This is a genomic window from Streptomyces sp. NPDC104581 (assembly GCF_055583685.1).
Window position 1 is genome coordinate 166520 of record NZ_JBVJNN010000011.1, and the last position, 14740, is coordinate 181259.

15 protein-coding genes and 1 pseudogene are annotated in these 14740 nt (G+C 71.5%); 8 read left to right on the forward strand and 8 right to left on the reverse strand.

Annotated elements, in window-relative coordinates; all coding sequences use genetic code 11:
• Window positions 1-168: 168 nt before the first annotated feature.
• From ACZ61E_RS12345 to ACZ61E_RS12375, 7 genes are all read right to left on the reverse strand, one after another.
• On the reverse strand, window positions 169-954 hold the full coding sequence (locus tag ACZ61E_RS12345) for an ABC transporter ATP-binding protein (protein ID WP_469699525.1): 786 nt from the start codon (window positions 952-954) through the stop codon (window positions 169-171).
• Window positions 947-1885 (reverse strand): ABC transporter permease, encoded by a 939-nt coding sequence (locus ACZ61E_RS12350; RefSeq protein ID WP_469699526.1) that lies wholly within the window; start codon window positions 1883-1885, stop codon window positions 947-949. Before ACZ61E_RS12350 ends, ACZ61E_RS12345 begins: the two co-directional genes overlap by 8 nt.
• 151 nt (window positions 1886-2036) lie before the next feature.
• Complete coding sequence (locus ACZ61E_RS12355) at window positions 2037-2909, reverse strand: glycosyltransferase family 2 protein (RefSeq protein WP_469699547.1); 873 nt, start codon at window positions 2907-2909, stop codon at window positions 2037-2039.
• A 5-nt stretch (window positions 2910-2914) separates the two neighbouring features.
• Entirely contained in the window at window positions 2915-3694 is a 780-nt protein-coding gene (locus tag ACZ61E_RS12360) for a CDP-alcohol phosphatidyltransferase family protein (RefSeq protein ID WP_469699527.1), read from the reverse strand.
• Window positions 3672-4733 carry an iron-containing alcohol dehydrogenase family protein gene (locus ACZ61E_RS12365; protein ID WP_469699528.1) on the reverse strand — a complete coding sequence of 354 codons (1062 nt, stop codon included), beginning with the start codon at window positions 4731-4733 and terminating at the stop codon, window positions 3672-3674. Before ACZ61E_RS12365 ends, ACZ61E_RS12360 begins: the two co-directional genes overlap by 23 nt.
• Window positions 4721-5458 carry a phosphocholine cytidylyltransferase family protein gene (locus tag ACZ61E_RS12370; protein ID WP_469699529.1) on the reverse strand — a complete coding sequence of 246 codons (738 nt, stop codon included), beginning with the start codon at window positions 5456-5458 and terminating at the stop codon, window positions 4721-4723. Before ACZ61E_RS12370 ends, ACZ61E_RS12365 begins: the two co-directional genes overlap by 13 nt.
• Window positions 5455-7446, reverse strand: coding sequence for a DUF5941 domain-containing protein (locus tag ACZ61E_RS12375; RefSeq protein ID WP_469699548.1), 1992 nt, complete (start codon window positions 7444-7446; stop codon window positions 5455-5457). Before ACZ61E_RS12375 ends, ACZ61E_RS12370 begins: the two co-directional genes overlap by 4 nt.
• 342 nt (window positions 7447-7788) lie before the next feature.
• Between ACZ61E_RS12375 and galE the strand changes: the two genes are divergently transcribed.
• From galE to idi, 4 genes and pseudogenes are all read left to right on the forward strand, one after another.
• Window positions 7789-8772, forward strand: coding sequence for a UDP-glucose 4-epimerase GalE (gene galE, locus ACZ61E_RS12380; protein ID WP_469699530.1), 984 nt, complete (start codon window positions 7789-7791; stop codon window positions 8770-8772).
• Window positions 8773-8913: 141 nt separating this feature from the next.
• Window positions 8914-9855, forward strand: a complete 942-nt coding sequence (locus ACZ61E_RS12385) for a cation diffusion facilitator family transporter (RefSeq protein ID WP_469699549.1) — start codon at window positions 8914-8916, stop codon at window positions 9853-9855.
• Window positions 9856-9964: 109 nt separating this feature from the next.
• Window positions 9965-10684, forward strand: a pseudogene (locus ACZ61E_RS12390) (class I SAM-dependent methyltransferase); the annotation flags it as partial.
• A 143-nt stretch (window positions 10685-10827) separates the two neighbouring features.
• Window positions 10828-11421, forward strand: coding sequence for an isopentenyl-diphosphate Delta-isomerase (idi, locus tag ACZ61E_RS12395; protein WP_469699531.1), 594 nt, complete (start codon window positions 10828-10830; stop codon window positions 11419-11421).
• Here the strand turns inward: idi and ACZ61E_RS12400 are convergent.
• Window positions 11396-11926: an ATP-binding protein gene (locus tag ACZ61E_RS12400; protein ID WP_469699550.1), complete on the reverse strand. Its 531-nt coding sequence runs from the start codon at window positions 11924-11926 to the stop codon at window positions 11396-11398. The two genes, idi and ACZ61E_RS12400, sit on opposite strands and share 26 nt — an antisense overlap.
• 235 nt (window positions 11927-12161) lie before the next feature.
• Between ACZ61E_RS12400 and ACZ61E_RS12405 the strand changes: the two genes are divergently transcribed.
• The 4 genes from ACZ61E_RS12405 to ACZ61E_RS12420 all read left to right on the forward strand — a co-directional run.
• Window positions 12162-12929, forward strand: a complete 768-nt coding sequence (locus tag ACZ61E_RS12405) for an enoyl-CoA hydratase/isomerase family protein (RefSeq protein WP_469699532.1) — start codon at window positions 12162-12164, stop codon at window positions 12927-12929.
• A 112-nt stretch (window positions 12930-13041) separates the two neighbouring features.
• Window positions 13042-13905 carry an SCO6745 family protein gene (locus ACZ61E_RS12410; RefSeq protein ID WP_469699533.1) on the forward strand — a complete coding sequence of 288 codons (864 nt, stop codon included), beginning with the start codon at window positions 13042-13044 and terminating at the stop codon, window positions 13903-13905.
• A gap of 81 nt (window positions 13906-13986) precedes the next feature.
• A complete protein-coding gene (locus ACZ61E_RS12415; protein ID WP_252120200.1) occupies window positions 13987-14118 on the forward strand; it encodes an LPFR motif small protein in 132 nt (43 codons plus the stop codon).
• Between the two features lie 114 nt (window positions 14119-14232).
• On the forward strand, window positions 14233-14740 hold a 508-nt coding region (locus ACZ61E_RS12420), incomplete at its 3' end, for a Tex-like N-terminal domain-containing protein (RefSeq protein WP_469699534.1).

Genomic DNA, 14740 nt, shown 5'->3' on the forward strand with positions numbered 1-14740 from the left:
TACCCCCCCCCCCCCCCCCCCCCCCCCCTCCCCCCCCCCCCCCCCCCCCCCCCCCCCACCCCCCCCCCCCCCCCCCCCCCTCCTCCCCCCCCCCCCCCCCCCCCCCGTGCCGGGGGGCGCGGATCCCGTGTTGCGCGGTCTGGGCCCCTGACTCCCTTGGGGGACCGGCTACTTGCCGGTCTCCTTCTCGTACGCCTTGAGCACCTCGTCCGTCGGGCCGTCCATCAGGAGTTCGCCCTTCTCCAGCCACAGCACCCGGTCACAGGTGTCCCTGATCGACTTGTTGCTGTGGCTGACCAGGAAGACGGTGCCCGCCTCCTTGCGCAGCTCACGGATCCGCGCCTCGGAGCGGATCTGGAACTTGCGGTCACCGGTGGCCAGCGCCTCGTCGATCATGAGGACGTCGTGGTCCTTGGCCGCCGCGATGGAGAAGCGGAGCCGGGCGGCCATACCGGAGGAGTACGTGCGCATCGGCAGGGTGATGAAGTCGCCCTTCTCGTTGATGCCGGAGAAGTCGACGATGGACTGGTAGCGCTCCCGTACCTGCTCGCGGGTCATGCCCATGGCCAGACCACCCAGGATGACATTGCGCTCGCCGGTGAGATCGTTCATCAGCGCCGCGTTGACACCGAGCAGCGAGGGCTGGCCGTCGGTGAACACGTTGCCGTGCTCCGTGGGCAGCAGCCCCGCGATGGCGCGCAGCAGGGTCGACTTCCCGGAGCCGTTGGTGCCGATCAGACCGATCGCCTCGCCGCGGTAGGCGGTGAAGGTGACCCCCCTGACGGCGTGGACCTTGCGGACTCCGCGCGATTCGCCCTTCTCGCGCCTGAGTATGCGGCTCAGCGCCGCGGTCGCGCTGCCCTTGCCTCCGCCGCCGCCGTTGACGCGGTACACGATGTGCACGTCGTCGGCGATGACGGTGGGGACGCGTCCCTGCTTGTCGAGTTCAGCCACGGCCGTACCGTTCCTCAGCCTTCCAGAAGTACACGAAGCCCGCGATGCCGACGAGCAGCGACCAGGCGAGACCCGAGGCCCACACGTGCTGGGGCAGGTTCTCGGAGCCGTATCCGTCGATCAGCGCGAAGCGGATGAGGTCCATGTAGATGGCGGCGGGGTTGTACTGGAGTACGTCGACGATCCAGCTCGGCCAGTCCGGCTTGTTGGCGAGCATCAGCGGGATGGAGAACATCACGCCCGACGCGTACATCCAGGTCCGCATGATGAACGGCATCAGCTGGGCGAGGTCGGGTGTCTTGCTGCCCAGCCGCGCCATGATCAGCGCCAGCCCGGTGTTGAAGAAGAACTGGAGCACCAGCACGGGCAGCACCAGCAGCCAGGACAGGCCCGGCAGGCTGCCGAAGGCGACCACCACGGTCAGCAGCACGATCATCGAGAACATCAGCTGCTGGAGCTGCTGGAGCGCGAAGGAGATGGGCAGCGAGGCGCGCGGGAAGTGCAGGGCGCGCACCAGTCCGAGGTTGCCCGAGATCGACTTCACACCCGCCATCACGGACGTCTGGGTGAAGGCGAACACGAACACGCCCGTCACCAGGAACGGGATGTAGACCTTGATCTCCATCCCGCGGCCCGCGTTGAGGATCAGGCCGAAGATCAGGAAGTAGACGAAGGCGTTGAGCAGCGGGGTCGCCACCTGCCAGAGCTGACCGAGCTTCGCCTGGCTGTACTGGGCCGTGAGCTTCGCCTGGGAGAAGGCGAAGATGAAGTGGCGCCGGCCCCACAGCTTGCGGATGTACTCGGCCAGTCCCGGACGGGCACCGCTCACCGACAGGCCGTACTTGGCGGCCAGTTCGGCCGAGGACAGACCGTCGTCGGGTGACGGCGGGGCGCTCATCGCGATCGCGCCGTCATGGGTTGTGTCACTCACAAGTTGAAACTTTCGTGTTCAAGATGCGCAGCCGGTCGGGCACAGGCTGGACGGCCGGGACCCGGGAGTAAGGGTCTGTCGTTCGGATCGTGCCGGGCGGGGCCCGGTCCGGACAGCAGACCCGTCCCCGATGCTCTCAGAGCCGAGCCTGTCAGATGACAGGCGGTCGGCCCAGTCGGGTCAGCCGCCACACCGTACGCCACTTCATGGGCCGGCGGGGACCGCACGGAGTGGACCAGCCTTCCCGGAAACCGCCGAACCATGCCTTCAGCGCGGGGACGGTCGGGCGGCGGGCGAGGGTGAGCAGGATCCACACGCCGAGATAGACGGGTACGACGGGGGCGGGCAGGTTGCGGCGCGCGAGCCAGACCCGGTTGCGGGCCACCATGCGGTGGTAGACCGCGTGCCGGGACGGCGGCATCGTGGGGTGGAAGAGCACCATGTCGGAGCGGTAGTCGATCATCCAGCCCGCGTCCAGCGCACGCCAGGCGAGGTCGGTCTCCTCGTGCGCGTAGAAGAAGTCGCCGGGCAGGGCGCCGACCTCGGCGATGACCTTCGTGCGGACGGCGTTGGCGCCGCCCAGGAAGGTCGTCACGCGGGAGGACCGCAGCGGGTCGGAGGCGCGCAGCCGGGGGACGTGGCGGCGCTGGGTGAGACCGGTCTCCGGGTCGGCGATCCGGAAGCTGATGATGCCGAGGACCGGGTCGGCGGCGAACGCCTCGCGGACCAGTTCGGCGGTGTCGGTGCCGGGCAGCAGCCCGTCGTCGTCGAGGAAGAGCAGGGCGTCCACGTCACCGCCGGACGGGCCGAACGCCTCGATGCCGACGTTGCGGCCACCGGGGATGCCGAGGTTCTCGGGCAGCTCCACGGTCCGTACGCCGTCGGGCACGTCGCCGACCGGGGCGCCGTTGCCGACGACCACGACGTCGATCGGGTCGCCGTCCTGCTTGGCCACGGAGTCGATGAGGGCCCGGAGGTCGTCGGGGCGGTTGCCCATGGTGATGATCACCGCGCCGAGCCGCATGTCACTCACCTCAGCCTGCTGGAGGCGAGGATCGACACGAGGTGCAGCAGCGTCTGCACGACCGCGATACCGGCCAGTACGGCGACGCCGAGCCGGGAGAAGAACAGGTCGTCGCGGACCGTGTCCAGGATCGCCAGGACAAGGATCAGCAGCGACGCCTCGATACCGAGGATGAGGCGGTGGAACCTCAGCGCCCCGGCGGCCCGACGGGCCAGCGCCATGCCGGACGAGCGGGGCTCGGACGCGGTCTCCTTGACCGGCGGCAGGCCCTGCTGGTGGCGGGCGACACCGACCAGGTCGGTCTCGGCCTTGATCAGGATCGCGCCGAGGGCGGCCAGGGTGCCGAGGAACGCCCAGAGCCAGTCGATCCGCCCGGTGCCCCACAGGTCGGCGGCGCGCAGGCCGAAGCCGAGCAGCACGGCGGCGTCGCACAGGTACGCGGCGACCCGGTCCATGTAGACGCCGGTCATCGAGTACTGCTTCTTCCAGCGGGCGATCTCCCCGTCGACGCAGTCCAGCAGCAGATAGAGCTGGACCATCACCACACCGAGCACCGCGCCCGCGATCCCGGGCACCAGGAGCGCGGGGGCGGCGAGGACGGCCGCGGCGGTCATCACGTAGGTCACCTGGTTGGGCGTGACGCGCGTGTTCACCAGGTGCCGGTCGATGCGCAGGGAGACCTCGCGCATGTAGAGCCGGCCCCCCCAGTGCTCGCCGCTCCGCCGGTCCTTGACACCCGGGGGGTGTACGACCGGGCGTAGTTCAGCTACCGATGGCTTTTGCATAGTCGACGTAGGCGTCCTTGATCTGGTCCGGGGACAGGTTGAGGTGCTCCAGGATCGTGAAGCGTCCCGGACGGGTCTGCGGTGCGTATTCCACGGCCCGGACGAACTCGTCCAGGCTGAAACCGATCTCGGCCGGCAGCACCGGCAGCCCGTGCCGTCGCAGCACTTCGGCGATGAGCTGGGACTGCGCGTGCGCGCCGCGCAGATGCATCGCGAAGGCGGCGCCCATCCCGACCTGCTCGCCGTGGCTCGCCGCCCTCTTGGGGAAGAGCAGGTCGAAGGCGTGGCTGATCTCGTGGCAGGCGCCGGACGACGGGCGGGAGTCGCCGCTGATCGACATGGCGATGCCCGTGAGGACGAGGGCGTCGGCCAGGACGGTCAGGAACTCGTCGTCGCCGACGGTGCCGGGGTGGCGCAGGACGGCCTCCCCGGCGGTACGGCCCATGGCGGCGGCCAGACCGTCCACGGGCTCACCGTTGATCTCGTGGGACAGTTCCCAGTCCGCGATGGCGGAGATGTTGGAGAGCGCGTCGCCGATGCCCGAGCGGACGAAGCGGTCCGGGGCGTCGCGGACGACATCGAGGTCGACGACGATCGCGATGGGGGTCGGGACGCCGTACGAGCCACGGCCGTTGTCGTTGTCCAGGGTGGAGATCGGCGAGCAGATGCCGTCGTGCGAGAGGTTGGTGGCGACGGCCACCATCGGCAGGCCCACGCGGGCCGCCGCGTACTTCGCGACGTCGATGATCTTGCCGCCGCCGAGCCCGACGACGGCGTCGTACCGCTTGCCCTTTATGTCGTCGGCGAGCTTGACCGCGCAGTCGATGGTGCCGTCCGCGACCAGGAACCAGTCGGCGTCGGGCAGTACGGGGGCCAGCTTCTCGCGCAGCGCCAGCCCCGAGCCCCCGCTGATGGCGATCGCGAGCTTGCCGGAGGCGGAGATCCGCTGGTCGGCGAGGAGGCCGGCGAGATCGTCCATGGCGCCGCGCGTGATGTCGACGACGACCGGGGACGGGATGAGTCGGGTCAGTACTGGCACGCGATGACACGGCCCTTCGCGAGGTCGTCGTGGTTGTCGATCTCCACCCAGGGGACGTCCCCGATGGGGGCGACGTCGATGGTGAAGCCCCGGTTCACGAGTTCCTGGTAGCCGTCCTCGTAGTAGAGGTCGGGGTCGCGCTCGAAGGTGGCCTTCAGGGCGTCGGCGAGTTCCTCGGCCGCCTCGGGCTCGATGAGGGTGACGCCGATGTACTCGCCGGTGGCGGTGGCGGGGTCCATCAGCTTCGTGATCCGCCGCACGCCCTTGTCCGGCTCGGTGATGACCTTCATCTCCTCGTCGGCCAGGTGCTTCACGGCGTCGAGGGCGAGGATGATCCGCCGGCCCTCGCCGCGGGCGGCGAGCAGGGTGCGCTCGACGGAGACCGGGTGGACGGTGTCGCCGTTGGCGAGGATCACACCGCGCTTGATGACGTCACGGGCGCACCACAGGGAGTAGGCGTTGTTCCACTCCTCGGCCTTGTCGTTGTCGACCAGCGTGAGGCTGAGGCCGTACTTCGCCTCCAGGGCCTCCTTGCGCTCGTACACGGCCTCCTTGCGGTAGCCGACGACGATCGCGGCCTCGGTGAGCCCGATCTCCGCGAAGTTGCCGAGCGTCAGGTCGAGGACGGTCGTGTCGCCGTCCACGGGCACGAGGGCCTTGGGGAGCGTGTCGGTGTAGGGGCGCAGGCGCCTGCCGGCACCGGCTGCCAGTACGAGGCCGATCATGCGGTTTCTCCTTCGTCGTGTACGGCGGGGGCTCCGGAGGACACCCAGAACCGGATGGACTCCGAGAGCGCGATCACGGCGACGACGACGGCGAGCACCGTCAGAGCCGGCGGGAAGTCGGATTCGGCCGTGGAGAAGGCGGCGAGACCGGCGACGAGCAGCGTGCGGCCCTCGTGTCCGCCGAGTGCCCGGACGAGCCACCGGGGCGGGGCTCCGGCGCCGCCGCGGATGCGGTACACCGTGTCGTAGTGATGGTAGGCGACGGCCGCGACCAGCCCGAACGCCGCGGGAAGGGCGCCGGGGACATCCGCGCGGGCGGCGAGCACCAGGATCGTGCCGTACTCGGCGGCCCGGAAGACCGGCGGGATGAGCCAGTCGAGCGCGCCGCCCATGCGGTGGGCGACGGCGATGCCCGAGGTCACCACGTACAGCAGGGCGCCGAGGACGACCACGGGGCTGTCGAGCGGGCCGAAGGCGGCCGTGGAGACGGCGGCGGCGGCGCCCGCGACGGCGATCAGCAGGGGCAGTACGCCGGGCAGCGCGCGGGCCGGGCGCCGGGTCACGCGGGCCACCAGTTCGGCGAGCGGTCCCGTGTCGGCGAGGTCCGCGAGCGCCCGCGTGGCCCGGTCGGTACGGACGGCCCTGCGGGTCACCGAGCGCAGGACGCGGCCCGCGGTGGTGTAGCAGGCGGCGAAGGCGCAGCCCGCGAGGAGCGCGTAGAAGACGATCCGGGGGGTGGTCAGGGCGGTGAGGACGGCGATCATCGCCCAGCGCTCGCCGATCGGCAGCACGATCATCCTGCGTACCCAGACCGTCCAGCCGACGCTGTCGAGCCTGCTGGAGAGGGCGGTGGTGGGGGTGCCGACGACGGCCTTGGCCGCCTTGCCCCCGGCGGCGGCGGCCGGGGCCGCGGTGGAGTCGTGGTTCGCCTCGTTGAAGGAGAAGTCGACGACGTGCCGCACGGTCTGGAGCACCATCGCGGCCAGCGCGAGCGCCCATACGTCGTCGCCGCCCCGGGCCGCGCCGATCGCGAGTCCGGCGTAGTACGCGTACTCCTTGGCGCGGTCGAAGGTCGCGTCCAGCCAGGCGCCCATCGTCGAGTACTGCAACGAGTAGCGGGCGAGCTGCCCGTCGGTGCAGTCCAGTACGAAGGAGAGGATCAGCAGCACTCCGGCCGCGACATAGCCGCCGCGGGTGCCGGTCGCCGCGCAGCCCGCCGCGATCAGCGCGGTGAACAGGGACGCGGTGGTGACCTGGTTGGGGGTCAGTCCGCGCCGGGCGCACCAGCGGGCGAGGTAGCGGGAGTAGGGGCTGACGCAGAAGGTCGTGAAGAAGCCGTCACGGGCCTTGACGGCCGAGCGCAGGCGTACGGCCTCGTCGTCGACGGCGGCGACGGCGGAGAGCGCCCGCTGACGGTCGGCCGGTGCGTCCGGGACGGCGGCGACGAGCGAGCCGAGATCCGGGTGCTGGACGGGGGTGCCGTCGGCCTCCAGGGCGGCGGCGACCCGGTCGGCGAGCGGGAGTCCGGAGACCGCGGGGGCGGTGTGGGTGACGGGCTGCCCGGCCTCCGTGACGACACCGGCGCGGCCGGTGCGTACGGCGGGGGCGTCGGCCGGTACGTCCGTGCGATCGGTCACCGTGCGGTCGGTGGCCGTGCGGTCCGTCGCCGTGCCGTCGGCGGCTGTGCCGCTCGTCACGGTGGTCAGCGCCACGGACAGCGCGGCACGCGCCTCCGGCCGTGCGGTCAGCGCGCCGGTGACGGCCGCCGCGGGGAAGCGGGGATCGGTCAACGCGAGCCGCAGCGTGTGGAGATGACCGACGAAACGCTGATCGACGAGGGCGACGCGGTGGGCGGCCGGTGCGGCGGCGAGCAGGCTCAGCGCCGTGGCCGCGTCGGGCGCGGTGCGCACGTCGAATCCCAGCGACCGCAGATCGCCTTCGAGCGGCGATCCGGGTACCGGCGTACCGGTGAGGATGGCGGTCGACAGACGAACTCACTCCTTGACACTGACAGGGCGGACGCGCGGCGGCTCTGCCCGGTATCCGGGCCGGCGGCACGTCGGCAGAGGCTATCGGATGAACGGAAACCCGAATTCACTGCCCGTTCACGCGCCGGACGCCATGAGCCGGGCCAATTCCGACCCGCCGGGAGATCATCATTGTCGATCGGTGCCCCGCCTCACAAACCGCGGCCGTCAGGGGCCCCGGGGGTCCCGTAAGACATGTCCGACTCCACATGGTCTGCACCGTCGAAGCCGCGACCGGCGGGTGAACGTCCGGTAACCGTACGACAGCCGGGGCGGCCCGGCCGCAGGCTCTAAGGTGACGGCATGACTTGGCTGATCACAGGTGGAGCGGGGTACATCGGGGCGCATGTGGCGCTGTCCATGACCGGGGCGGGAGAGCGGGTCGTCGTCCTCGACGACGTCTCGTCCGGAGTCCCGGACCGGCTGCCCGCCGAAATCCCCCTGGTGCGCGGCTCGTTGCTGGACCGGGAGGTCGTGGACCGGGCGCTGGCCGAGCACTCGGTGACCGGTGTGGTGCATCTCGCGGCCAAGAAGCAGGTGGGTGAGTCGGTCGCGCACCCGCTCGACTACTACCGGCAGAACGTGCACGGTCTCACGGTGCTGCTGGAGGCCGTGGTCGCCGCCGGGGTCGAGCGGTTCCTCTTCTCGTCGTCGGCGGCCGTGTACGGCGTGCCCGATGTGGAGCTGATCACGGAGAAGACCCCGGCGGTGCCGATCAACCCGTACGGCGAGACGAAGCTCACGGGTGAGTGGCTGGTGCGCGCCACGGGCCGGGCCCACTCGCTGTCCACGGCGTGTCTGCGTTACTTCAACGTGGCGGGGGCTGCGCGGCCCGATCTGGCGGACACCGGGGTGTTCAACATCATCCCGATGTTCTTCGACCGGATCTCGCGCGGTGAGCCGATGCGGATCTTCGGCGCGGACTACCCGACGCCGGACGGCACCTGCGTGCGGGACTACATCCATGTCGCGGATCTCGCCGACGCGCATCTGGCCGTCGCCCGGCGGCTGACCGGGCCGGGTTCGCCGGGCGACCTGACGTACAACATCGGGCGCGGTGAGGGCGTGTCGGTGCGGGAACTCGCGGATCTGGTGGCCGAGGTCACGGGTCACACGCTCCCCCCGGTGGTCGAGTCCCGCCGGCCGGGCGACGCGGCGAAGGCCGTCGCGTCGGTGGAGTCGATCACCGCGGACCTGGGCTGGACAGCGCGGCACGGGGTACGCGAGATGGTCGAATCGGCGTGGGAGGGATGGCGGCTGCGCCATCCGGAGCCGACCGCGGACTGACCCGTGAACGATCTTGTCACTTCGCTGACCTGCGGCCATCACCGCAGGTCAGAGGTAATGACAACGGTGTTCAGTGCCGTGTTGCCCGATACCCCCCACCCGTAGTTCACTGGCCGCATCGGCTCGAACGATCCGGGAGGAATCGGCATGGGGGCTGGGCACGGGCATTCGCACGGCGGCGCGCCGCCGCCGGGGACGGCGACGGCCGCCTACAGGGGACGGCTGCGGATCGCGCTGGTGATCACCCTGTCGGTGATGGTGGTGGAGATCATCGGCGGCATCGCCTCGGACTCCCTGGCCCTGATCGCCGACGCCGCGCACATGGCGACGGACGCGGTCGGTCTGGCCCTGGCGCTGCTGGCCGTCCACTTCGCCAACAGGCCGTCGACGGGCAACCGTACGTTCGGCCTCGCCCGCGCCGAGATCCTGGCCGCGCTCGCCAACTGTGTGCTGCTGCTCGGTGTCGGCGGGTTCCTGCTCTACGAGGCGGTCGAGCGCTTCATCACCCCCGCCGACACCAAGGGCGGGCTCACGATCGCCTTCGCGGCCGTCGGCATGGTCGCCAACCTGATCTCGCTCTCCCTGCTGACGCGCGGCCAGAAGGAGAGCCTCAATGTGCGCGGGGCATACCTGGAGGTGCTGGCCGACACCCTCGGTTCGGTCGCCGTACTGATCTCGGCGACGGTCATCCTGACCACCGGCTGGCAGGCGGCAGACCCGATCGCGTCCCTGGTGATCGGTCTGATGATCGTCCCGAGGACGGTGAAGCTGCTGCGTGAGACGCTGAACGTGCTGCTGGAGGCCGCTCCCAAGGGCGTCGACATGGCCGAGGTCAGGGCACACATGGTGGCGCTCCCGGGGGTGGCGGACGTGCACGACCTGCATGCCTGGACGATCACCTCGGGGATGCCGGTGCTCTCGGCGCACGTGGTGGTGGACCAGTCCGTACTGGACAGCGTCGGTCACGAGAAGATGCTCCACGATCTCCAGGGCTGTCTCGGCAGCCACTTCGACGTGGCGCACTGCACCTTCCAGCTGGAGCCGGTGGGGCACGCCGAGCACGAGGCGAATCTCTGCCACTGACGAAGGCCGGACATCCCCGTGGGGCACCCGGAGCCCCTTCACACAGAGGGTTCTCACGTTGACCGACAACGACGCACAGCACACGCACGACGGATCGGCGGACGCCGAGCTGTACGACGCGTTCTTCTCCCTGCACCACGGCCTGCCCCGGCAGGGGCCGGGCTCCGACGCCACCACCCGGCGGCTGCTGTCCTCCGCGGGACCGCTGCCGTCGGCCCCACGCGCCCTCGACCTGGGCTGCGGTCCCGGCAGGGTGGCGCTCCTGCTGGCGGCGGAGGCCGGCGCGCGGGTGACCGCCGTCGATCTGCACGGACCGTTCCTGGACGAGCTGCGGCGCGGCGCCGCCGCTCGCGGGCTCGGCGGGTCGATTCGCACGGAGCGGGCGGACATGGCCGAACTCCCCTACCCGGACGGGTCGTTCGACCTGCTCTGGGCGGAGAGTTCCGCCTACTCCATCGGCTTCGACAACGCTCTGGCCCGCTGGCGCCGGCTGCTGGCACCCGGCGGCACACTCGTCGTCACCGAGTGCGAGTGGACGACGGCCCGGCCGGGCCCCGAGGCGCGGGCCTTCTGGGACGAGCAGTACCCGCTCCGTACGAGCGAGGAGAACTCCGCGGCCGCCGTCGCCGCCGGCTACACGGTGCTGGAGGTGTACCCGCAGCCGGAGAGCGACTGGGACGAGTACTACGGGCCGCTCGGCGAGCGGGCCGACGCGGCGGATCCGCAGGCGCCCGGCATGGCGCGGGCGCTGGCCCTGACGCGCGCCGAGATCGCGATGCGCCGTGAGCACGGCACGGAGTACGGGTACACCGGCTACGTCCTGCGGCCGGACCGGGCGCAGGGAGAGTAGCGGCAGCCGTGTCCGCCCCCGTGGAGCACATCGCGGGGGCGGACATGCCCGTTTCGCGGAAGTGGGGACAACACGCTCTCGTACGGCAGACTTGGGGGCCGAGACCGAAGCGAAGGATGGCTATGCCGACCACACCTGTCACTGCGGCGAACAGTTCGCCGAACGGCGTACAAGAATCGATCATGCTGGAGCTGGTCGACGAGGACGGCAACACCATCGGCACGGCCGAGAAGCTCGCGGCACATCAGGCACCGGGGCAGCTGCACCGGGCGTTCTCCGTCTTCCTCTTCGACGAGCAGGGCCGGCTGCTGATCCAGCGCCGCGCGCTCGGCAAGTACCACTCCCCCGGCGTCTGGTCGAACACCTGCTGCGGGCACCCGTATCCGGGAGAGGCGCCCTTCGCCGCCGCCGCCCGCCGGACCTACGAGGAGCTGGGCATCTCCCCCACCCTGCTCGCCGAGGCGGGGACGGTCCGCTACAACCATCCGGACCCGGCGTCCGGGCTGGTCGAGCAGGAGTACAACCACCTCTTCGTCGGACTGGCCCAAGCGACGCTGCGGCCGGACCCCTCGGAGATCGGTGACACGGCCTTCGTCACACCGGACGAGCTGGCCGAGCGGCACCGGTCGGCTCCGTTCTCCGCCTGGTTCATGACCGTGCTGGACGCGGCGCGCCCGGCGGTCAGGGAGCTCACGGGGTCGGCCGGGGGCTGGTAGCACCCTCGCGGACCTCCTGGACTTCCCCGGCTTCCCGGGCCGCCGCCACCGCGGCGTCGGGCGTCAGCGGGAGCAGCGCCCAGATGATCTTCCCGCCGCTCGCCGTGTGCTCGACGTCGCAGGTGCCGCCCGCCTCCAGGGTGATCTCCCGTACGAGCAGCAGACCGCGCCCGCCGGTCTGCCCGTAGTCCCGCTCCAGCGCCTTCGGCCGGTACGGGTGGTTGTCCTCCACGGAGACCCGGATCCAGTCGGCGGCGATGGCGACCTCCACCGCGATCTCGGGCGACAGCAGGGCCGCGTGCCGTACGGCGTTGGTCACCAGCTCCGAGACGATCAGCAGCAGGCCCTGCACGGTGTCCTCGGGCACGGGGGCGCCCTGACGCGCCAGCAGGTCACGCACGGCGCGCCGCGCCTGTGGCACGGAGATCTCGACCGAGGCCGCCGTGAACCGCCAGACCCCCTCGTACGGAAGCGGTCCGGCCGGGACACTCCCGGGGCTCTCCACCACCGTGCACCCACCCTCGGTTCGGCAGCGCTCCGACGCGCTGTTCCTCGGGTCCAGAGTCTTGGGAACACGGCCGCGCGGACCGTCTCACTGAACAGAAGTCAGCGCCAATCGACGGATTGTGTCCGGGTCCGTCCGATCGCGTCCGGCTACTGACCGGCGATGGCGTCATCCCGCCCTCATCTTTCCGGACCTTCGCGATCACGGACCGTCCCGCCCCGATAGCATCCGGCGCATGGAGCCCATCGAGACCGCGACGCCGCACCTGGCCGGCGCCGTCGCCGACGGGGTCGCCACGGTGACCATCACCCACCCCGCCAAGCACAACGCGCTGACTGCGGACATGTGGCGGGCGCTGCCCGGTGTGCTGGCCCGGATGGCGGAGGATCCCGCCGTACGGGCCCTGGTGCTCACCGGCGCCGGTGACTCCTTCAGCGCGGGCGCCGACATCGGGGCGCTGCGCGAGCCCGGTGACGCGATACAGGACCTCGGCGTGCGGGCCGAGGAGGCGCTCGCCGCGTTCCCGAAGCCGACGCTGGCCGCCGTACGCGGCTACTGCGTGGGCGGCGGCGCCCAGTTGGCCGTCGCCTGTGATCTGCGGTTCGCGGAGGAGGGCGCGCGGTTCGGGATCACGCCGGCGAAGCTCGGTGTCGTCTACCGCTCGTCGTCGACCCGGCGGCTGGTGTCGCTGGTCGGTCCGTCGACCGCCAAGTACCTGCTGTTCTCGGGGGAGTTGATCGACACCGGGCGGGCGCTGCGGACCGGTCTGGTGGACGAGGTGCTCCCCGTGGGCCAACTGGGCGAACGGGTGGCCGAGTTCACGCGGGTACTGGCCGGCCGCTCACTGCTGACGCAGGCGGCGGCGAAGGAGTACGCGACGGGCCGCGAGGACCGGGACGCGTACTGGGAGGAGCGGGCGCGCGGCAGCGGTGACCTCGCGGAAGGCGTGGCGGCGTTCCTGGAGCGCAGGACGCCGCGGTTCGAATGGACGCTCGGGGACTGAACCGCGGGATCCGCCCGTCGCCGGGCCCGGCCGGCGGAGGACCCGGCCGGCGGAGGGAGCAGTCCCACGCCCGGGGTTCCCGGCGTACCGACCAGTCGGTAACCTACCCGTCATGACCACTCTCGCCCCACGCGCCGGACGCCGCTGTCACAACTCCGTCAATCCGCTCCACTCGACGGTCTACTTCTCCCCCGACCTCGACAAGGAGCTCGCCGGAGTCGGCATCGACGACCCGAGGGCCGCGTACTTCGCCGGGCGCGGCGCCGCGATGGGCGCGGTCGGGCCCGGTGTGATCTCCGCCGCCTTCTACAACTTCAGCTACGACCTCGTCGCCCGGCACGTTCCCGCCGTCTGGCGCACCGCGTCTCCCGAGGCCGTGCTCGACGCCCGGCTGCGCGCCGTGGACTCCACCCTGCGGCGCGTCCTCGGTGAGGAGGCCGTCGCGTCCGCCGAGATGGCCGAGGCGGCCCGGCTCGCGCTGCGCGCCACCGAGGCGTGCGCCAGGCACGCACGCCCGCTGTACGCCGCGCACGCCGACCTGCCGGTGCCGGAGCAGCCACATCTGGCGTACTGGCACGCGGCGACGCTGCTGCGCGAACACCGCGGCGACGGTCACCTCACCGCGCTGCTGTCCGCCGGACTCGACCCGGTCGAGGCGCTCGTCAGCCACACGGCGACCGGCAAGGGCATGTCCCCGCGCTGGGTACTCGGTACGCGGGGCTGGCGGCGTGCGGACTGGGACGCCGCGGCCGGCCGGCTGCGCGAGCGCGGGCTGCTGGACGAGGCGGGCGAGCTGACCGGGGCGGGGACCGCGCTCCGTGCCGAGCTGGAGGAGCACACGGACCGGCTCGACAGCGCGCCGTACGAGCATCTGGGCGCCGACGGGGTCGAGCGGCTGACGGAGCTGGCACGCGGATTCCTGATGGCCGCGGCGGGCGCCGGGGCGTTCCCGGACGACCTCATCGGGAAGAGCTGACGTTTGCAAGGACGAGCAGCGGAGAACCGAAGAGTGCGGGCCGGTACCACAGACCCGCACATCTATCAGGAGGTTTCCGTCATGCGTGCCATCGCAGATGCACTTCGCGCCGTCGGTGGAGCCATCGCCACCGTGGTGACACTGCCGTTCCGGCTCGTCGCCAAGCTGTTCGGCGGCGCCTCGCGAGGCGGTGGCCGCGCCCGCCGCGTCTGACCACCGCACCACGCCACGACGTCCCCGACCGGGAGGGCGCGCGACACGGCACCCGGCCACCCGGCACAATGCAGGCACCAGCACAGCCAGCACGAGAGCCGGGTCGGGGAGAACGTGACGACGTCCATCGAAGGCAGGATCGCCGAGGAGCTCGGCGTACGCGAGCGGCAGGTGAAGGCGGCCGTCGAGCTGCTGGACGGCGGATCGACCGTGCCGTTCATCGCCCGCTACCGCAAGGAAGCGACCGAGATGCTCGACGACGCGCAACTGCGCACGCTCGAGGAGCGGCTGCGCTACCTGCGTGAACTCGAAGAGCGCCGGGCGGCGATCCTGGAGTCCGTACGGGAACAGGGCAAGCTGGACGAGGCCCTGGAGGCGCGGATCCGGGCCGCCGACACCAAGTCGCGGCTGGAGGACATCTATCTGCCCTTCAAGCCCAAGCGGCGTACGAAGGCGCAGATCGCCCGCGAGGCCGGTCTCGAACCGCTCGCCGGCGGACTGCTGGACGATCCGTCCGTCGAACCCCTGAGCGGGGGGGGGGGGGGGGGGGGGGGGGGGGGGGGGGGGGGGGGGGGGGGGGGGGGGGGGGGGGGGGGGGGGGGGGGGGGGGGGGGGGGGGGGG